We start from the raw sequence: 17,425 nt of genomic DNA, 5'->3' as shown, positions 1-17,425 counted from the left end.
CAACCTGCCATGGTTAGGCTGCAGTCCATCCTCCGTCAATCGAGACGTGCGTTCCCGTGACCTGGCGCGCCTCGTCGCTGGCCAGATAGAGCGTCAAAGCGGCAATTTCCTCTGCCTTTACGAACTCGCGCGTCGGTTGGGCCTTGAGCAGCACCTCGGTCTTCACCTGTTCTTCCGTCATGCCGCGCGCCTTTGCCGTGTCGGGGATCTGGCTCGCCACCAGCGGGGTGAGCACGTAGCCGGGACAGATCGCATTCACCGTCACCCCGAATTCGGCCAGTTCCAGCGCCGCCGTCTTGGTGAGGCCGAGGATGCCGTGCTTGGCGGCGACATAGGCGCTTTTGAAAGGCGAGGCGACCAGCGCATGGGCGGAGGCAATGTTGACGATCCGGCCGTAGCGCCTGGCCTTCATGAAGGGAATTGCCGCCCTGATGGTGTGGAAGGCGCTGGAAAGGTTGATGGCGATGATCCGGTCCCATTGGTCGATCGGGAAGTCCTCGATCGGGGCGACATGCTGGATGCCGGCATTGTTGACCAGCACGTCGATCCCGCCAAAGGCTGCCGCAGCGGTGGCGATCAGGTCGGCGATTTCGGCAGGCTTCGTCATATCGGCCGGATGATAAAGGACACTGCCGCCGGAGACCTCGAGGCTGGCGCGGATGGCCTCGATCTCGTCAGCTTCGCCGAAGCCGTTGATGACGACATTGTCGCCCCTGCCGGCAAAGGCGCTGGCGATGGCAAGGCCTATGCCGCTGGTGGAACCGGTGACGACGACTGTTCTGGCCATGCTCTGCTCTCTGTCCGCGCGTTGCTACTTTAATTTGAGGTTAGTCCCAAAGTCCTGCAACTGACAACCTGCCGCCGGCGGCAATAATTTTACCATTTGCTTTCTGTTCAGACGGGCGAGCCTGTCCTATTGGTGTCGTCTCGGGAGAAGGACGGACATCATATGAGCGGCTATATTCTGGCAATCGACCAGGGAACAACCTCGGCGCGGGCGATCATCTTCGATGACAAGATGAAGGTGGCAGGCGTCGGACAGATGGAGTTCCCGCAGATCTATCCGCAATCCGGCTGGGTGGAGCACGATCCGGAGGATATCTGGCAGAGCGTGCTTTCGACTGTGCGCGATGCCATCGCCGCTGCCGGCATCGAGGCCGGGCAGATCGCCGCGATCGGCATTACCAACCAGCGCGAGACGGTTGTCGTCTGGGAGCGCGACACCGGCAAGCCGATCCAGAACGCCATCGTCTGGCAGGACAGGCGGACGGCGGCCTATTGCGACAAGCTGAAACGCCAGGACCTGGAAAAACTGTTCACGAAGCGCACCGGCCTGCTGCTCGATCCGTATTTTTCGGGGACCAAGCTTTCCTGGATGCTGGCCAATGTCAAAGGCGCCCGTGCGCGGGCGGCAAGGGGCGAACTCTGCTTCGGAACGATCGACACGTTCCTGATCTGGCGACTGACCGGGGGCAAAAATTTCGTCACCGACGCCACCAATGCGTCTCGGACCCTTATGTTCAACATTGCCGACAACGAGTGGGACGAGGAGCTGCTCGACATCCTGCGCGTGCCAGCGGCGATGCTGCCCGAAGTCAAGGATTGCGCCGCCGATTTCGGCGTCACCGATCCCGACATCTTCGGCGCGGCGGTCCCCATTCTTGGCGTTGCCGGCGACCAGCATGCGGCCATGATCGGGCAAGCCTGCTTCGAGCCCGGCATGATGAAATCGACCTATGGCACCGGATGCTTCGCCTTGCTCAACACCGGCTCGGACAGGGTGCGCTCGAAGAACCGGCTGCTCACCACCATCGCCTACCGTCTCGATGGCAAGACCACCTATGCGCTCGAAGGCTCGATCTTCATCGCAGGGGCTGCGGTGCAGTGGCTGCGGGACGGCATGGGCCTGATCGGCTCGGCCGAGGAATCGGGCAGGTTGGCGGCCAAGGCCGATCCCGGACAGGATATCTACCTCGTGCCGGCCTTTACCGGGCTCGGGGCGCCGCACTGGGATGCCCATGCACGCGGCGCGATATTCGGGCTGACGCGTAACACGGGCCCTGCGGAATTTGCCCATGCGGCATTGGAAGCAGTCTGCTACCAGACACGCGACCTGCTCGACGCCATGCACAAGGACTGGAAGAAGCGCGCGGACGAGACGGTGCTCAGGGTCGATGGCGGCATGGTCGCTTCCGACTGGACCATGCAGCGGCTGGCCGATCTGCTCGACGCGCCGGTAGATCGCCCGACGATTCTCGAGACGACGGCTCTCGGGGCCGCGTGGCTTGCCGGCAGCCGCGCCGGCGTCTGGCCACAGCGCGAGGCCTTCGCCAAGGCCTGGGCCGTCGACCGGCAATTCGTGCCCGAAATGGACGAGGCGACGCGCGCGGTCAAGCTCAAGGGCTGGAAGGACGCTGTGCGGCGCACCCTGAGCGGCGGGTAGTCAGGCCGGAATCTCCGGCCCGAAGGATCTGAAAAACCGAATCGTATTAATCGCTTGCGTCACTCGGCGGGAAGGCTGATTCAACTGCTTCATTCAGCGCTTGAGCCAGGCATCCAGACCGTTAGCGGCGGCGCGGCCGGTGGCAAAGCACGCCGTCAGCAGGTAACCGCCGGTCGGCGCCTCCCAGTCGATCATCTCGCCGGCGACGAAGGTCCCGGGTCGGGCCTTCAGCATATAGCCCTCGTCGATCGCAGCCCAGGCGATGCCGCCGGCAGAGGAGATCGCCTCGGCTATCGGCCTCGGCCGGAGAACCGGGATCGGCAGCGCCTTGATCCAGCCGGGGAGACGGTCCGGATCGGCAAGATCGGCGGCGGGCACGAATTCCCGCAGCAGCGCGGTCTTGACGCCCTCGATGCCTGCTGCCTTGCGCAGGCGATTGGAGAGGCTGGCTTTGGCGCCCTGGCGGGCCAGGTCCTTTGCCAGCCGGTTTGCATTTCGCCCCGGTGCAAGGTCGATCGTGAGGCTGGCGCTGCCGGTTCTCTCAAGACGGTCGCGAAGGGCTGCGGCATGGGCATAGACGAGGCTACCCTCTATGCCATGCCGGCCGATGACGAATTCGCCCGGAGACGTGCCGGCATCCGAGGTGGCCGTCACGGATTTCAGCGGTGCGCCGGCAAAGCGGGTGACGATATCCTCGCTCCATTCGACATCGAAGCCGCAGTTTGCCGGGCGGAACGGCGCTATCTCGACGCCTGAGTCTGCGAGCGCTGTCGTCCATTGGCCGTCCGAGCCGAGCCTTGGCCAGCTGGCTCCGCCGAATGCCAGCAATGTCGCATCTGACGGTAGCGTGCGTTTGCCCTCCGGCGTCTCGAAAACATGGCCGTTATCGGCAAAGCCGATCCAGCGATGTCGCGCAAGGATGGTGACGCCTGCGGCCTGCAGGCGCTTCAACCAGGCGCGCAGCAGGGGCGAGGCTTTCATGGCGCGGGGAAAGACGCGGCCGGAGGAGCCGACGAAGGTTTCAATGCCCAGATCTGCTGCCCATTGCCGCACCGCATCCGAGCCAAAGGCGTCGAGGGCAGGGCGAAGCCTGGGATTGGAACTGCCGAAGCGGCTGGCAAACGCGGCATGGTCCTCTGAATGGGTGATGTTGAGGCCGGACTTGCCGGCCAGCAGGAATTTGCGCGCGACCGTCGGCATGCTGTCATAGACGTTGACAGCGTGGCCGGAACTGGCCAGCACCTCAGCGGCCATGAGACCTGCGGGGCCGGCGCCTATGATGGCAATTTGTTTTCTGGTCATCGTCTCACCGATTGGATTTCTGCCTCTTCTCGCGCTTGACGGGGAAAGGTGCAAGCACTGCGTCCAGGCATGCAGCCATTGGCGAGATCCCGGACTTGTCCTAGACTTCCGCTGCTGCATATGTCCAGGCAATCACCGAGGAGGAATGTCCCATGAGCGAAGAAGATACGGTCCGCGAAGCCGATATCGTCCGTCACGAGTTGTCGCTGACGCGGGTCATTGCAGCGACGCCCGACAAGCTGTTCCGGGCATGGACGGAGCCGGAACTGCTGAAGCAGTGGTTTGCCCCGCTGCCGTTCAGGACCACGACTGCCGAGCTTGATCCGCGTCCGGGCGGCACCAGCTTCATCGTGATGCTCGGGCCGGATGGCGTGGAGTATCCCAACCGCGGCGTCTACCTGGATGTCGTCGAAAACCGCAAGCTGGTCTTCACTGACGCCTTCACCAGCGCCTGGATACCCTCGGCCAAGCCGTTCATGACCGCCATCGTCACGTTCGAGGACATCGGCAACGGCCAGACACGCTACACCGCCCGGGCGCTGCACTGGAGCGCAGAGGATCGCGAAACGCACGAGAACATGGGTTTTTACGAGGGCTGGGGCCAGTGCGCCGACCAGCTGGCGTCGCTGGTGGGGACGCTCTGAGCGCCGGATAGGCCGCAAATGACGGGCGCACAGGGAAAAAGGCATTGACGGACGAGCGAGGAGGCGCGAAAGCCAGCGCTCCATCCGTTTGGCCCGACAGGGCCGCTAGAGCCGGAATCCTGTTTCGATGATCATTTCAAGCGACGACGAATTCACCAAGATGAAGGACATCGGCCGTATCTGCGCAAATGCGCTGAAGGTGATGGCTGCAGCTCTCGAGCCGGGGATCACGACGCTGGAGCTCGATGCTATCGGCCGCAAGGCGCTTGAAGACGCCGGTGCACGGTCGGCGCCCGAGACCGTCTATCGCTTTCCCGGCGCGACATGCATCAGCGTCAACGAGGAAGTGGCGCACGGAATTCCGGGCCCGCGCGTCATTGCGGCCGGCGATCTCGTCAATCTGGATGTGTCGGCCGAAAAGGACGGGTTCTTTTCCGATACGGGCGCATCCTTCACGGTGCCACCGGTCAAGCCGAAGATCGAGCGATTGTGCCGCGATGGCAAGCGGGCGCTGTGGGTTGGCCTCAACCAGGTGCGCAGCGACGTGCCTTTCCTGCAGATCGGCAAGGCCGTCGGCGCCTTTGCTGCAAAGCACCGCTACACGCTGATCGCCAATCTGGCCAGCCACGGCATCGGCCGCTCGCTGCACGAGGAGCCGGCCGAGGTGTCGACCTGGGCCGATCCGAGCGAGACGCGGATCATGCAGGACGGGCTGGTCTTCACCGTCGAGCCTTTCCTGTCGCTCGGCGCCAGCTGGGCCGAGGGCGGCGACGATGCCTGGACCCTTTACAGCGATCCGCGCGCGCCTACCGTACAGTTCGAACACACCGTCATCGCCACCCGAAACGGGCCTGTGATTTTGACGTTGGCGGACGAATAAGGCGCCTGACCTGATCGGCGCGCAGCCTCGGCGACGCGGGCACGCGAAGCCAGATGCAACCTCCCGGCGGTGCGTGGCGCCGATGCGCTCAGCAATCGGATGATATCCTGGGAACAAGCCGTTACAAATGTGTAAGAAAGCGGGAAGAGCGTTGCCGCTGCTTTGGAACTGCCTTAGGTTCCCGCAAAATCAGCATCGGCTGATGCTTCCCATCTTCCCGTTCAGGAAAGCGATCTCTGTGTTTCATTCCTTCTTTCCTCAGCCCAAGGTGTTCTTCACCTCCCTCATCGTCTGGACGCTGGTTGCCATCTTTGGCTGGTATCTTGGCGCAGCGCATCTCGGTGTGACGTTAGGCTTCGGACCCGTTCCGGAAGATCAGCAGCCGATCGACCTGTCGTTCTTCCTGCTGCGCGAGAATCTCTGGTTCTACGGTTACTTCTTCCTTTCGGGCATAATCTTCTGTGGTTTTTGGCATCTGAAGGCAATCAATCACCCATGGAAGCTGTGGTCGGTCTGGGGCTCTGCGCTGATCATCTTCGTGACTTATTTCGGCGTCCAGATCAGCGTCGTCGTCAATAACTGGCGCCGGCCGTTCGGGGACCTCCTGCAGAATGCGTTGTCCAAGAAACCCGGTATATCAGTCGAGAATTTCTACGACCTGATGATTGTGTTCGCGCAGATCGCCTTTCTCAGCATGTTCGTCTCGATCGTCACCGACTTCTTCACCAGCCACTACATTTTCCGCTGGCGCACGGCGATGAACAATTTCTATGCGTCCAAGTGGGAAAAATTGCGGCACATCGAAGGTGCATCGCAGCGTGTTCAGGAAGACACTATGCGCTTTTCGAGCACGCTCGAAGGGCTCGGCATCACGCTCATCAATTCCGTCATGACGCTGGTGGTGTTCCTGCCTATCCTGCTCGCATTGTCGAACTACGTCACCGATCTGCCATTTATCGGAAAAGTGCCAAATTCGCTGTTCTGGCTGGCCTTGTTCTGGTCTGTCTTCGGGACCGTGCTGCTGGCTGTCGCCGGCATCAAGCTGCCTGGCTTGAACTTCCGCAACCAGCGCGTCGAGGCAGCCTATCGCAAGGAACTCGTCTACGGCGAGGACCATGCGGATCGCGCCCAGCCGGCAACGCTGACGGAGTTGTTCGGAAACGTTCGGCGCAATTACTACCGGATGTATTTCCACTACCTGTACTTCAACGTCGCCCGCTATTTCTATGTCCAGGCGGACGCGCTGTTCGTGGTCTTCATGCTCGTGCCGACGATTGTGGCCGGTACCATCACCTACGGCATCTTCCAGCAGATCTCGACAGCGTTTGGACAGGTCAGCAATTCCTTCCAGTATCTCGTCAACTCCTGGACGACGATCATCGAGCTGCTATCGATCCACAAGCGCCTCAAGTCCTTCGAGGCGGCCATCGACGACGAGCCATTGCCGGCGATTGATCGCCATTATCTGGAGCGTCAGGCGCAAAGCGAGAACCCGGAAACCTGAGAATTCCAGCGACAATGCAAAAAGGCTCCGGAGACGGAGCCTTTTTTCGTGGGGTCTGCAAACGGTACGACGTTTCAGAGCCCGGACGCCGTCTTGCCCCGTGCGGCGATCATTGGCAGGGCTTCGGAGTAGCTGATGCAGGCGACGTCCGGTTTTTGGCAGACGTCGCCGAGGAAGCGGTCGAGCGCTCGCCAGTAGGCGCCGGCATTCATTTCGACGAAATGGAAGCCGAGTTGAAGGGGGATGCGGTCGCCGTCATATTGCGTCTTGAACGCGGCTTCGTAGGCGTTGAGGCTGCGGTCCTCATAGGCTTTCGAATTGGCAGGGTCCTCGACGCCTTTCGAGTGGTGGACATAGAGATTGTAGTCCATACCGATCACCAGATGATGGTCCGGGCCCTCCGGGATGAGGGGCAGTCCGAAACGCGGCAGGCCATTTTCGGTCTTCGGCAGCATGGGTCCACGGGTGACGAGGCTGGCGTCGTAGACGAAGCCCATTTCCTTCTCGGCGGCAACGAGGCCATCGCTGGTGGAGAGATAGGGCGCGCGAAATCCCTTGACGTCGTGGGTGGCGAAGTCCTCCCAGCCCTCAGGTTCGTCGGTCGGGGCGCCGGAATTCTTCCAGGCATCGCGAAGCGCTACCTGTGCTGCCTTGAATTCCTGCAGCCAGTCGGCCTTGCTGAAATCTTTGCCGTCGAAATGGCCGCAGGCATGGCTGGAAATGTCGGCGCCTTCCTGGTGGGCGCCCCAGATGTTGGCGATGCGTGTGCGGATTTCCTCGTCGCTATGGGCAAAGCCGACATTCGACTTGCCAGGCCTATGCCCTGGTCCCTGATAGGCCTTGGCCTGATCGCGGTTCATCAGGAAGGTGCAGGAGAGAAAATAGGTGAAGTGAGCGCCATTGCGCCGGGCCATGTCTCGGCTCTTCGTCCAGAGCGCGTTGTCATGGGCGCCGTCAAAGGAAATCAGCACGATCTGCTTCGGTTTCTCGTCTGCCTGGGCTGCTATCGGCAGCACGAGGGAAAGGGCGAGGGCGGAGGCGGGGATGAAACGCAAAAGAAGCACCGTGTCAGTTTGCTCGATGGACGCCATTGGATGAGGAATGCGGCGAAGCTTTGATGCTGCTTTCAATTTTCAACCCGAGCCGATAGGGATGGTGGTCTTGATTCAAAGGATTTCCCCATGGCTTTGCTTGTCGTCAGCATCATACTTTTTCTCGGCGTTCACCTGATCCAGGCGCTGGCGCCGGGGTTCCGGCTGTCGATGATCGAGCGCCTCGGGCGTCCCGCCTGGATCGTCCTGCAGTCGGTCGCCAGCCTCCTGACGCTGGTGTTGCTGATCTATGCCTTCAGCATCGCCCGCTACGAGACGACGGTGCTGTATTCGCCACCGGCCTGGGCCTCGCACATCACCTTGACGCTTATGCTGATCGCCAGCATCTGTCTCGTGGCCGGCCTGCTGCCGGCCGGTCATATCGCCGCCAGAACGAAGCATCCGACGGTGCTGGCGGTGAAGATCTGGGCGCTCGCTCATCTTCTGGCAAACGGCGACAGCGCCGGCGTGCTGCTGTTTGCCTCCTTCCTCGCCTGGGGCGTTGTCGTGCGGATATCGCTGAAGCGCCGGGCTCGGGCCGGCGAAATCACCCCACGCCCGTTCGTGTCAGTGAAATACGATGCGGCGGCGGTCGTCCTCGGCATCGTGCTCTGGGGCGCCATCATCTGGAAGCTGCATGAGTGGCTTATCGGCGTTTCGCCGCTGGCAATGATGTGATTTCTGCGGTTCCCCCTTACAACGGGCGCAAAATCGGGTAGAAGGCGCGTTCATGCGCTGCATCCTGCCGGCGCGCTCCCTTTTATGCATGCAAGTTTTGGCCGGAGCCGGAGACGAGAATGGCATTCAACGACGACAGCTTCATCCGCGAAGTCAACGAGGAACTGCGCTCCGACCGGATGCAGTTCGTCTGGCGCCGTTTCGGCCGCCTGATCATCGGCTTCGCAGTGCTGGTCGTTATCGGGACGGCCGGCTATGTCGGCTATCGCTACTGGGCAACCCATCAGGCCGGCGACAACGGCGACAAGTTTCTCGCCGCGCTGGCGCTGGCCGACCAGAACAAGACCGACGATGCACTGGCAGCCCTCTCTGCCATCGAAAAAGACGGCAAGGGCGCCTATCCGCTGCTCGCCAGCATGCGTGCCGCGTCGCTGCAGGCGCAAAAGGGCGACACGGCCGGTGCCGTGGCCGCGTTCACCGCAATCAGCAAGCAGTCCGGCGTTCCCTCCGTTATCGCCGACGCTGCCCGCCTGCGCGCCGCCTTCCTGCTGGTCGACACCGGGACTTATCAACAGGTCTCCGCGCTCGCCGAGGAGATGGCCGTGCCGGCTAGTGCCTTCCGCCATTCTGCGCGCGAAGTCCTGGGTCTTTCCGCTTACAAGGCCGGCGATTTCGCCAAGGCCCGGCAGTGGTTCCAGGCCATCGTCAGCGACCAGCAGTCACCCCGCAATATTGCCAATCGTGCCCAGATGATGCTTGATAATATCGAAGCTTCGGGCAAAGCCCCGCAGACCCAGGGCTAAAGGAACACCAATCGCCATGAATTTCACGGTTGCGATCGTCGGTCGCCCGAACGTCGGCAAGTCCACCTTGTTCAACCGCCTGGTTGGCAAGAAGCTGGCGCTCGTCGATGACACCCCGGGCGTCACCCGTGACCGTCGTCCGGGCGATGCCAAGCTGATGGACCTGCATTTCACCATCATCGACACGGCCGGTCTGGAAGAAGCCCATGAGGATTCGCTCGAGGGCCGGATGCGCGCCCAGACCGAAGCTGCGATCGAGGAGGCAGACCTGACGCTGTTCGTGGTCGATGCCAAATATGGCCTGACGCCGCTCGACAAGGTGTTCGGCGAGCTTCTGCGGCGGCGCGGCAAGCCGGTCGTGCTGGTTGCCAACAAGTCGGAAGCCAAGGGCTCCGATGGCGGTTTCTATGACGCCTTCACCCTCGGGCTCGGCGAGCCTTGCCCGATTTCGGCCGAACACGGCCAGGGGATGATCGACCTGCACGACGCAATCGTCGCAGCCATCGGCCAGGACCGCGCCTATCCGCCGGAAATCGAGGAAGACGAGGACGACGTGGCCGAGACGGATGTCTCGCTGCCGCTCGACGGCGACGATGTGTTCGACGACGAGAAGGAAGAAGAGCCCGATTACGACGAGACGAAGCCGCTGCGCGTCGCCATCGTCGGTCGCCCGAATGCCGGCAAGTCGACGCTGATCAACCGCTTCCTCGGCCAGGACCGCCTGCTGGTCGGCCCCGAGGCCGGCATCACCCGCGATTCGATCTCCGTCGACTGGGCCTGGCGCGGCCGGACCATCAAGCTGTTCGACACCGCCGGCATGCGCCGGAAGGCACGCGTCACCGAGAAGCTCGAAAAGCTGTCGGTTGCCGACACGCTGCGGGCAATCCGCTTTGCCGAGACGGTGGTCATCGTCTTCGATGCAACGATCCCGTTCGAAAAGCAGGACCTGCAGATCGTCGACCTCGTCATCCGCGAAGGCCGTGCTGCCGTCATCGCCTTCAACAAGTGGGACCTGATCGAGGACCGGCAGACCGTGCTCGCCGACCTGCGCGAAAAGACCGACCGGCTGCTGCCGCAGGCGCGCGGCATTCGTGCCGTGACGATTGCCGGGCAGACCGGCGATGGCCTCGACCGGCTGATGCAGTCGATCATCGATACCGACAAGGTCTGGAACAAGCGCATCGCCACCGCCAAGCTCAATCGCTGGCTGGATGCGCGCCAGGTCCAGCATCCGCCACCCGCCGTGTCCGGCCGCCGGCTGAAGCTGAAATACATGACGCAGGTCAAGGCTCGTCCGCCGGGCTTCATGATCTCGTGCACCCGGCCGGACTCATTGCCGGAATCCTATATCCGTTACCTGACCAACGGGTTGCGCGAGGATTTCGAGATGCCGGGCGTGCCGATCCGGATCCATTTCCATGCGTCGGAAAATCCGTTCGAGAACCGCAAGCGGAAGAACCCCTATCCGAGCAAGCGCAAGAAGGAACGCTGATCCTTCGGGACCGGTGCGCCTCTGCGTCGGTCCTCAGCGCCGTCTGATCTTGCCGTTTGCGATCCGCACGTTGTCGAGGAACTGCTGCGTTGCGGCTTCCCAGGAATAGGTGAGTGCCAGTTTGCGGGCGGCCTCTCGCGAGCATGAGAGCGCTCGCAGGCAGGCGCTCCTGAGGTCCTTGTCGACGGCGCCGGCGGTCGGATGATCGCCGAGAATATCGGCCGGGCCGGTGACCGGGTAGGCTGCGACCGGAACGCCGCTCGCAAGCGCTTCGAGAATGGTATTGCCGAAGGTGTCTGTCACCGATGGAAAGACGAAGACATCGCCCTGCGCATAGGCGCTGGCCAGTTCTTCGCCGAATTTCGCGCCGGTGAACAGCACGTCCGGGTAGCGCTTCTTCAGATCCTCCAGATCAGGTCCTCCACCCACCACCACTTTCGAGCCCGGCAGGTTGAGATCCAGGAATGCCGGGAGGTTTTTCTCCGTGGCGACGCGCCCGACGGTCATGAAGATCGGCCGGGGCAGGCCGAAGGGCGAATCTTCCTGTGCCTGAGGCCTGAACAGCGTCGCATCGATGCCGCGGCTCCACGGCAGCAGGTTGCGCACACCCTTGGCCTTGAGCTCGGCGGCAAGGCTCGGTGTCGCCACCATGCAGCCGAAGCCGCCATTGTGGAACCACCTGATGAAGGCATAGAGCCAGGACTTAGGGATCGGCAGGCGGGCTGCGACATATTCGGGAAAGCGGGTGTGGTAGGTGGTCGAGAACTGCATGCCGTTGCGCACGCACCAGCGCCGCGCCGTCAGCCCCAGCGGACCTTCCGTGGCGATGTGTACGTAGGATGGCTGCGTTGCCTCTATCGCAGCGGCAACGCGCCGATAGCTTGCAAGCGAGAGCCTGATCTCCGGATAGGTCGGGCAGGGGATGCTGCGAAACCCCTCTGGCGTCAGCATGGAGACGGTGACGCCCATGCGCGTCAGCTCACGATTGGTGTTCTCGATGGAGCGCACGACGCCATTGACCTGCGGGTGCCAGGCATCGGTGACGATGAGCAGTCGTTCGCCCAGGGCCATGTCCGGCGCCGGCGATTTCCCGGGGGCGATGTTCGATAGACGTTGCAGCATGGGTCGACTGTTCCATCCCGGTCGATCGCGGCGGCGCGGAACATCCCACGCCATCCGATGATTCCGGGCCTAGCCATTGTGACGACCGTCGATGATGAAAATATTACACCCTTCGGTTTGCTTCGATGGCAATGCAGCTTTAGGTCTCTTCGGTGTACTCTGGAATGCGCAAAGGAAGTCAATCTCATGGCCGATGCCGAACTTGCGACCCTCTACCGAGGCTATATCGACTGTCTCAACAGGCAGGATTGGACGCTCCTCGGTGAGTTCGTTGACGACGATGTGGAGCACAATGGCCGGCAGATCGGTCTTTCAGGCTATCGCGCGATGCTGGAAAACGATTTCCGGCAAATACCCGACCTGCAATTCGTCATCGATCTACTGATCGCCGATCCGCCGAGGATCGCCGCACGACTGCAGTTCGACTGCACGCCAGCGGGAACGTTCCTCGGCCTTGCGGTGAACGGACGGAAGGTCTCGTTTTCGGAAAACGTCTTCTACGAATTTCGCAACGACAAGATCCGGCATGTCTGGTCGGTCATCGACAAGACAGCCATTGAGGCGCAGCTTGACGGCAAGACGTCTTAACCAAGTCCGAGCTTCTCTCGCTCCACCAATGCGCCGTGCTCGCAGATCACGCGGGCGGCGATCTTCACGGCGAAGCGGGCTGCAGCGACAAGATCCTTGCTCTTCAGGTATTCGGCGAGGAATGCGCCGTTGAAGCTGTCGCCGGCGCTGGTTGTGTCGATGACCTCGGCAACGTGTTCGGCTTCGACCAGGGTGTCGCCAGCGACCGTGCTGACGGTCACGCCCTTGGCACCGTCCTTGACGACGACCAGGGGAGCGCCGAGCTGCCGGTAGCGGCGGATGGTGGCGGCAATCGATGGGTCGCCGAAATGGGCGGCCTCGTCGTCGTAGCTCGGCATGACAAGCGTTGCGGCGCGGGCGCCCTCGCTGATGGTTGCGTGCATGGTGTCGAGGCTGGTCCAAAGCCTTGGGCGCAGGTTCGGGTCGAACACCACCAGCTTGCCGATCGCCTTGGCGCGGCGCAGTTCCGAGAGCAGGGTTTCGGCGCTGTCGTGGGCGAGTATCGCAAGCGTAATGCCGGAGAAATAGACGACGTCGGAGGCTTCGATGGCTTCGCGCAGACGGTCGCCATCGACGGCAAGCTGGCGTGCGGCCGAGGATTCGCGCCAGTAGCTGAAGGTGCGCTCGCCGTCCTTCAGATTGATGAGATAGAGGCCCGGAGTGCGACCCCGGATGCGGCGGATATAGGATGTGCCGATCCCGGCGCCGCTCATAAAGGCCAGCATCTCGTCCGACATCGGATCGTCACCGACGGCCGTAAAATAATCGATGGACCAGTCCGATGGTAGGCAGGCCTTGGCGTACCAGGCGGTGTTGAACGTGTCGCCGGCAAAGCCTTTGCGCAGCAGGCCGTTGCCCGCCTGCGACAGTTCCACCATGCACTCGCCGATCGACAAAAAATGTCCGCCCACGATACTCTCCCTCATCGCATTCCTGCGCCTGCTGTAGGCCTTCGACGCAGGGCGGGCAAGGCCGCCGTGCACCGGAAGCGGCGATCAGTTTTCCGGGCTATCCATGTGATAACAGGCGGCAGTCTGGCCGGGGCGGACAGGCTCTGTCGCCGGCATGGCAGTGCGACAGATATCGGTGGCTTTCCAGCAGCGCGGCTCGAAAACGCAGCCGGGCGGCGGGTTCATCGGCGACGGCGGGTCGCCCTGCAGGCGGATGCGCTTGCGGGTGCGGGCGACCTTTGGGTCCGGCACGGGGGCGGCCGAGAACAGCGCCTGGGTATAGGGATGGGCCGGACGCTGGAACACCGTGGCGCAATCGCCGGCTTCGACGATGCGGCCGAGATAGAGGACCAGTACGTCGTCCGAGATCAGCCGAACGACCGAGAGGTCGTGGCTGATGAAGATCAGCGTCAGTCCGAATTCCTTGCGCAACTTGCGCAGCAGCGAGATCACCTGGCCCTGGATGGAGACGTCGAGGGCTGAAACCGGCTCGTCGCAGATGATCAGTTTCGGGCGGGTGACAACGGCCCGCGCGATGCCGATGCGCTGCGCCTGGCCGCCGGAGAATTCATGCGAGTAGCGGTTGATCATTTCGGGCACCAGGCCGACGGCGGCCATGATCTCGCGGACGCGGTCCTGCCGTTCTGCGCGGCTGAGCTTCGGCTCGAACACGGTCAGCGGCTCGGCAATGATGTCGCCGACGGTCATGCGCGGATCGAGCGAGGCGATCGGGTCCTGGAAGATGATCTGCATGTCGCGACGGGCGGCGCGCATCTCCTCGCTCGACAGGTCGAGCAGGCTCTTGCCCTGCCAGAGGATGCGGCCCTTCTGCGCGTGGATCAGGCGCAGGATGGAGCGGCCGAGGGTCGACTTGCCGCAACCGGATTCGCCGACGATGCCGAGAGTCCGGCCAGCCTTGAGCTCGAAGCTGACGTCGTTGACGGCCGTCAGCATGGTAGCCGGCTTGAAGAAGGATTTCGACGGGATCTCGAACTGGGTCGTGAGGTGCTCGACCTTGAGCAGGGTCTGTTCAGCCATGGACGGGGCTCCGTTGCTGGTGACCAAGGAGGGGGTGGAAGCAGGCCGCGCGCCGCTGCGGTGCGAGAAGCCCCAACGGCGGCGGTGCATCGACGCAATCGTCCTCGACATGGGCGCAACGTGGCGAGAAGCTGCAGCCACGCGGCAGATGCTTGAGGTTCGGCGGCCGGCCGGGAATGACGGCGAGATCGTCGACATCCTGGTCGGGCCTCGGGATCGAGGCGTGGAGGGCGGCAGTATAGGGATGGGCCGGGTCGTCGAACAGGTCGTCCACCGGTGCGTCCTCGACGATGCCGCCGGCATACATGACGGCCACCCGCTCGGCGAGGCCGGCGACGACGCCGAGATCGTGGGTGATGATGACGAGCGCCGTTTTCATTTCCGACGTCAGGTCGCTGAAGAGGTCGAGGATCTGCGCCTGGATGGTCACGTCGAGCGCCGTCGTCGGCTCGTCGGCGATCAGCAGCTTCGGGCGGGTCAGCAGCGCCATGGCGATGACGATGCGCTGTCGCATGCCGCCTGACAGCTCGTGCGGATAGAGATTGAAGCGGCGATCCGGGTCAGGAATGCCGACGCGCTTCAGCATGTCGAGAGCGGTGGCGGAGGCGGCCCGTGCCGTCAGTCCACCGTGGACCTCGAGTTGCTCCGTTAGTTGCCGCGAGATCTTCAGCGTCGGATTGAGCGAGGTCATCGGGTCCTGGAAGACCATCGCCATGTCCTTGCCGCGGATCTGGTCGAGTTCGCGCGGCTTGAGGGAAAGCACGTCGCGACCTTCCAGCAGCGCCTGGCCGCTGGTGTGGCCGTTCTTCGCCAGCAATCCCATCAGGCCCAGGAAGGTCTGGCTCTTGCCGGAACCGCTTTCGCCGACGATGGCGATACGCTCGCCACGGCGGATGGTGAGGTTAAGCCCGTTGACGGCGGCGACATCGCCCTCCGGGGTCTGGAAGCGGATGGAGTAGTCCTTGAGTTCGAGCAGCGTTTCGCTCTTTTTGGCGTCCGACATGTCAGCGGTCCTTCGGGTCGAATGCGTCGCGCAGGCCGTCGCCGATGAAAAGCAGGCTCATCAGGAGGGCGACGAGGAAGACGGCGGGAAAGGCGAGCAGCCAGGGATCGGTTTCCATCGAGTTGGTGCCGTCGGCAATCAGCGTTCCGAGCGACGTCAGCGGCTCCTGCACGCCGAAACCGAGATAGGACAGAAAGCTCTCCGTCGCGATGATTTCCGGCACGGTCAGGGCGGCATAGATGACGACCGGGCCGACCAGGTTGGGCACAATGTGTTTCAGGATGATCTTGAACGGCCGCTGGCCGGATGCCCGTGCCGCCTCGATGAATTCGCGGTGCTTCAGCGACAGCGTCTGGCCGCGCACGATGCGGGCCATGGTCAGCCATTCCAGCGCGCCGATGGCGGCAAACAACAAGTAGACGTTGCGGCCGAAGATCACCATCAGCAGGATGACGAAGAGGATGTAGGGAAGGGCGTACATGATGTCGACGAAGCGCATCATGATGCTGTCCAGCTTGCCGCCGAAATAGCCTGACACGGCGCCGTAGAGGACGCCGATGATCACCGAGACGAGGGTGGCGACCAACGCCACGGCGAGCGAAACGCGCGTGCCGTAGAGGGTGCGCGCAAGCAGATCGCGGCCGTTCTGGTCGGTGCCGAAATAATGGCCGCTGGCGAAATCCGGAGGCGTGCGGAAGGCTGCCCAATCGGGATCCTCATAGCCGTACGGAATGAGGGCGGGGGCGATGAGGGCAGCCAGGATCAGCAGCGTCAGCACCACGAGGGAAATGGCAGCAGCCTTGTTGCGCAGCAGCCGGCGCATGGCGTCGCGGGTCAGCGACCGGCTTTCGGGAGCCAATCCTTCTGCAGCCCGCAATTCCTCTTCCAGCTGTTCGCGGCGAGCGAGATTGAGGATCATTGGGTTCTCACTTTCGGGTCAAGCCAGGCGTAGACGATATCAACGAGCAGGTTGAGCACGACGATCAGCGCCATGTAGAAAATCACCGTGCCGAGAACCATGCCGTAGTCGCGGTTGAGCGCGGCCGTGATGAAGTAGCGGCCGATGCCGGGCAGGCCGAAGATGCTTTCAACCACCAGCGATCCGGTCAGCAGGTAGCTGGCCGCCGGGCCGAGATAGGATATGACCGGCATCAGGGCTGGTTTCAGCGCGTGACGCATGACCGTTAGCCTCGGACCGATGCCTTTTGCCTTGGCAGTGCGGATGAAGTTCTGGTTCATCACCTCGATCATCGAGCCGCGCATCAGCCGCGATATCCGCGCCGCGTGGGGCAGCGACAGGACCGTGACGGGCAGGATCAGGAACTTGATCGAGCCGTCGCCCCAGCCGCCGACGGGCAGGATTCCGAGCTTGATGCCGAACAGCAGTTGCAGGATCGGCGCGATCAGGAAGCCGGGGAGAACGAGGCCGATCAGCAGGGTGCCGCCGAGCCAGTAATCGGCCTGCCGGTTCTGGTACAGCGCCCCGAGACAGCCGACGAGAACGCCGACCAGCACGGCGACGACAAAAGCGATGCTGCCGATGGTCAGTGTATAAGGCAGGCCGGACATGATCTGCTGGGTGACAGTGAAGTCCTGGTTGGCAAAGGAGGGGCCGAGATCGCCGTGGAGGACGTCGTACATGTAGATGAAGTACTGCTCGATCAGCGGCTTATCGAGGTTGTAATGAGCCGCCAGATTTTTCAGGATGACGGGCGGCAAAGGGCGCTCGCCATCGAAGGGCCCGCCCGGCGCCAGGCGCAGGACGAAAAAGCTCAGTGTCACGGCAATCCACATGACTGGGATTGTCGATAAAAGGCGACGGAATGCATATTTGATCATGGGCGTGGATAGGCTCCCTCCGGCAAGGCCAAAGGGAGCCCGTGTCCC

At 62.7% G+C, this 17,425-nt stretch carries 17 protein-coding genes; 8 read left to right on the top strand and 9 right to left on the bottom strand.

The window, feature by feature from the left end; genetic code table 11:
• Positions 1 to 13: 13 nt before the first annotated feature.
• The gene (locus EQW76_RS05535; RefSeq protein ID WP_142823411.1) at positions 14 to 787 is read right to left on the bottom strand and encodes a 3-hydroxybutyrate dehydrogenase; all 774 of its coding nucleotides are present in this window, start codon (positions 785 to 787) and stop codon (positions 14 to 16) included.
• Between the two features lie 162 nt (positions 788 to 949).
• Between EQW76_RS05535 and glpK the strand changes: the two genes are divergently transcribed.
• Positions 950 to 2,443 carry a glycerol kinase GlpK gene (glpK, locus tag EQW76_RS05530; protein ID WP_142823410.1) on the top strand — a complete coding sequence of 498 codons (1,494 nt, stop codon included), beginning with the start codon at positions 950 to 952 and terminating at the stop codon, positions 2,441 to 2,443.
• 93 nt (positions 2,444 to 2,536) lie between these two features.
• Here glpK and EQW76_RS05525 read toward each other — a convergent pair whose 3' ends face one another.
• Positions 2,537 to 3,745: a TIGR03862 family flavoprotein gene (locus EQW76_RS05525; protein ID WP_142823409.1), complete on the bottom strand. Its 1,209-nt coding sequence runs from the start codon at positions 3,743 to 3,745 to the stop codon at positions 2,537 to 2,539.
• A gap of 152 nt (positions 3,746 to 3,897) precedes the next feature.
• Here EQW76_RS05525 and EQW76_RS05520 point away from each other — a divergent pair, with 152 nt between their 5' ends.
• The 3 genes from EQW76_RS05520 (at position 3,898) to sbmA (ending at position 6,773) form a co-directional block, all read left to right on the top strand.
• A complete protein-coding gene (locus EQW76_RS05520; RefSeq protein ID WP_142823408.1) occupies positions 3,898 to 4,389 on the top strand; it encodes an SRPBCC family protein in 492 nt (163 codons plus the stop codon).
• A 127-nt stretch (positions 4,390 to 4,516) separates the two neighbouring features.
• A complete protein-coding gene (map, locus tag EQW76_RS05515) occupies positions 4,517 to 5,269 on the top strand; it encodes a type I methionyl aminopeptidase (RefSeq protein ID WP_111222625.1) in 753 nt (250 codons plus the stop codon).
• Positions 5,270 to 5,507: 238 nt separating this feature from the next.
• Positions 5,508 to 6,773, top strand: coding sequence for a peptide antibiotic transporter SbmA (gene sbmA / locus EQW76_RS05510; protein ID WP_142823407.1), 1,266 nt, complete (start codon positions 5,508 to 5,510; stop codon positions 6,771 to 6,773).
• Between the two features lie 74 nt (positions 6,774 to 6,847).
• Here sbmA and EQW76_RS05505 read toward each other — a convergent pair whose 3' ends face one another.
• Positions 6,848 to 7,864, bottom strand: coding sequence for a polysaccharide deacetylase (locus EQW76_RS05505; protein ID WP_142823616.1), 1,017 nt, complete (start codon positions 7,862 to 7,864; stop codon positions 6,848 to 6,850).
• Between the two features lie 90 nt (positions 7,865 to 7,954).
• On the opposite strand from EQW76_RS05505, the gene EQW76_RS05500 reads away from it, so the two are divergent.
• The 3 genes from EQW76_RS05500 (at position 7,955) to der (ending at position 10,837) form a co-directional block, all read left to right on the top strand.
• Complete coding sequence (locus EQW76_RS05500; RefSeq protein WP_142823406.1) at positions 7,955 to 8,542, top strand: NnrU family protein; 588 nt, start codon at positions 7,955 to 7,957, stop codon at positions 8,540 to 8,542.
• Between the two features lie 119 nt (positions 8,543 to 8,661).
• The gene (locus EQW76_RS05495; protein ID WP_142823405.1) at positions 8,662 to 9,345 is read left to right on the top strand and encodes a tetratricopeptide repeat protein; all 684 of its coding nucleotides are present in this window, start codon (positions 8,662 to 8,664) and stop codon (positions 9,343 to 9,345) included.
• 16 nt (positions 9,346 to 9,361) lie between these two features.
• Positions 9,362 to 10,837 (top strand): ribosome biogenesis GTPase Der, encoded by a 1,476-nt coding sequence (der, locus tag EQW76_RS05490; RefSeq protein WP_142823404.1) that lies wholly within the window; start codon positions 9,362 to 9,364, stop codon positions 10,835 to 10,837.
• A 33-nt stretch (positions 10,838 to 10,870) separates the two neighbouring features.
• Here der and EQW76_RS05485 read toward each other — a convergent pair whose 3' ends face one another.
• A complete protein-coding gene (locus tag EQW76_RS05485; RefSeq protein WP_224127808.1) occupies positions 10,871 to 11,908 on the bottom strand; it encodes a glycosyltransferase family 1 protein in 1,038 nt (345 codons plus the stop codon).
• Positions 11,909 to 12,145: 237 nt separating this feature from the next.
• Here EQW76_RS05485 and EQW76_RS05480 point away from each other — a divergent pair, with 237 nt between their 5' ends.
• Positions 12,146 to 12,547 (top strand): ester cyclase, encoded by a 402-nt coding sequence (locus EQW76_RS05480; RefSeq protein WP_142823402.1) that lies wholly within the window; start codon positions 12,146 to 12,148, stop codon positions 12,545 to 12,547.
• Here the strand turns inward: EQW76_RS05480 and EQW76_RS05475 are convergent.
• From EQW76_RS05475 to EQW76_RS05455, 5 genes are all read right to left on the bottom strand, one after another.
• The gene (locus EQW76_RS05475; RefSeq protein ID WP_142823401.1) at positions 12,544 to 13,458 is read right to left on the bottom strand and encodes a sugar kinase; all 915 of its coding nucleotides are present in this window, start codon (positions 13,456 to 13,458) and stop codon (positions 12,544 to 12,546) included. The two genes, EQW76_RS05480 and EQW76_RS05475, sit on opposite strands and share 4 nt — an antisense overlap.
• Positions 13,459 to 13,542: 84 nt before the next feature.
• On the bottom strand, positions 13,543 to 14,535 hold the full coding sequence (locus EQW76_RS05470; protein ID WP_142823400.1) for an oligopeptide/dipeptide ABC transporter ATP-binding protein: 993 nt from the start codon (positions 14,533 to 14,535) through the stop codon (positions 13,543 to 13,545).
• Positions 14,528 to 15,538: an ABC transporter ATP-binding protein gene (locus EQW76_RS05465; RefSeq protein ID WP_142823399.1), complete on the bottom strand. Its 1,011-nt coding sequence runs from the start codon at positions 15,536 to 15,538 to the stop codon at positions 14,528 to 14,530. The genes EQW76_RS05470 and EQW76_RS05465 overlap by 8 nt, the downstream gene beginning before the upstream one ends.
• Before the next feature lies 1 nt (position 15,539).
• Positions 15,540 to 16,457: an ABC transporter permease subunit gene (locus tag EQW76_RS05460; RefSeq protein WP_142823398.1), complete on the bottom strand. Its 918-nt coding sequence runs from the start codon at positions 16,455 to 16,457 to the stop codon at positions 15,540 to 15,542.
• A complete protein-coding gene (locus EQW76_RS05455) occupies positions 16,454 to 17,377 on the bottom strand; it encodes an ABC transporter permease subunit (protein WP_111222638.1) in 924 nt (307 codons plus the stop codon). Before EQW76_RS05455 ends, EQW76_RS05460 begins: the two co-directional genes overlap by 4 nt.
• Between the last annotated feature and the right edge of the window lie 48 nt (positions 17,378 to 17,425).

It is taken from the genome of Rhizobium sp. rho-13.1, assembly GCF_007000305.1.
GTDB classification, from domain to species: domain Bacteria; phylum Pseudomonadota; class Alphaproteobacteria; order Rhizobiales; family Rhizobiaceae; genus Rhizobium; species Rhizobium rhododendri.
This window is presented reverse-complemented; position numbering and strand designations above follow the sequence as displayed.

What these genes read in the sequence shown, in the direction of transcription:
- EQW76_RS05535 (WP_142823411.1), bottom strand. Translation starts at nt 787, where the DNA reads ATGGCCAGAACAGTCGTCGTCACCGGTTCCACCAGCGGCATAGGCCTT.
- glpK (WP_142823410.1), top strand. Translation starts at nt 950, where the DNA reads ATGAGCGGCTATATTCTGGCAATCGACCAGGGAACAACCTCGGCGCGG.
- EQW76_RS05525 (WP_142823409.1), bottom strand. Translation starts at nt 3,745, where the DNA reads ATGACCAGAAAACAAATTGCCATCATAGGCGCCGGCCCCGCAGGTCTC.
- EQW76_RS05520 (WP_142823408.1), top strand. Translation starts at nt 3,898, where the DNA reads ATGAGCGAAGAAGATACGGTCCGCGAAGCCGATATCGTCCGTCACGAG.
- map (WP_111222625.1), top strand. Translation starts at nt 4,517, where the DNA reads ATGATCATTTCAAGCGACGACGAATTCACCAAGATGAAGGACATCGGC.
- EQW76_RS05505 (WP_142823616.1), bottom strand. Translation starts at nt 7,864, where the DNA reads ATGGCGTCCATCGAGCAAACTGACACGGTGCTTCTTTTGCGTTTCATC.
- EQW76_RS05500 (WP_142823406.1), top strand. Translation starts at nt 7,955, where the DNA reads ATGGCTTTGCTTGTCGTCAGCATCATACTTTTTCTCGGCGTTCACCTG.
- EQW76_RS05495 (WP_142823405.1), top strand. Translation starts at nt 8,662, where the DNA reads ATGGCATTCAACGACGACAGCTTCATCCGCGAAGTCAACGAGGAACTG.
- der (WP_142823404.1), top strand. Translation starts at nt 9,362, where the DNA reads ATGAATTTCACGGTTGCGATCGTCGGTCGCCCGAACGTCGGCAAGTCC.
- EQW76_RS05485 (WP_224127808.1), bottom strand. Translation starts at nt 11,908, where the DNA reads ATGGCCCTGGGCGAACGACTGCTCATCGTCACCGATGCCTGGCACCCG.
- EQW76_RS05480 (WP_142823402.1), top strand. Translation starts at nt 12,146, where the DNA reads ATGGCCGATGCCGAACTTGCGACCCTCTACCGAGGCTATATCGACTGT.
- EQW76_RS05470 (WP_142823400.1), bottom strand. Translation starts at nt 14,535, where the DNA reads ATGGCTGAACAGACCCTGCTCAAGGTCGAGCACCTCACGACCCAGTTC.
- EQW76_RS05465 (WP_142823399.1), bottom strand. Translation starts at nt 15,538, where the DNA reads ATGTCGGACGCCAAAAAGAGCGAAACGCTGCTCGAACTCAAGGACTAC.
- EQW76_RS05460 (WP_142823398.1), bottom strand. Translation starts at nt 16,457, where the DNA reads ATGATCCTCAATCTCGCTCGCCGCGAACAGCTGGAAGAGGAATTGCGG.
- EQW76_RS05455 (WP_111222638.1), bottom strand. Translation starts at nt 17,377, where the DNA reads ATGATCAAATATGCATTCCGTCGCCTTTTATCGACAATCCCAGTCATG.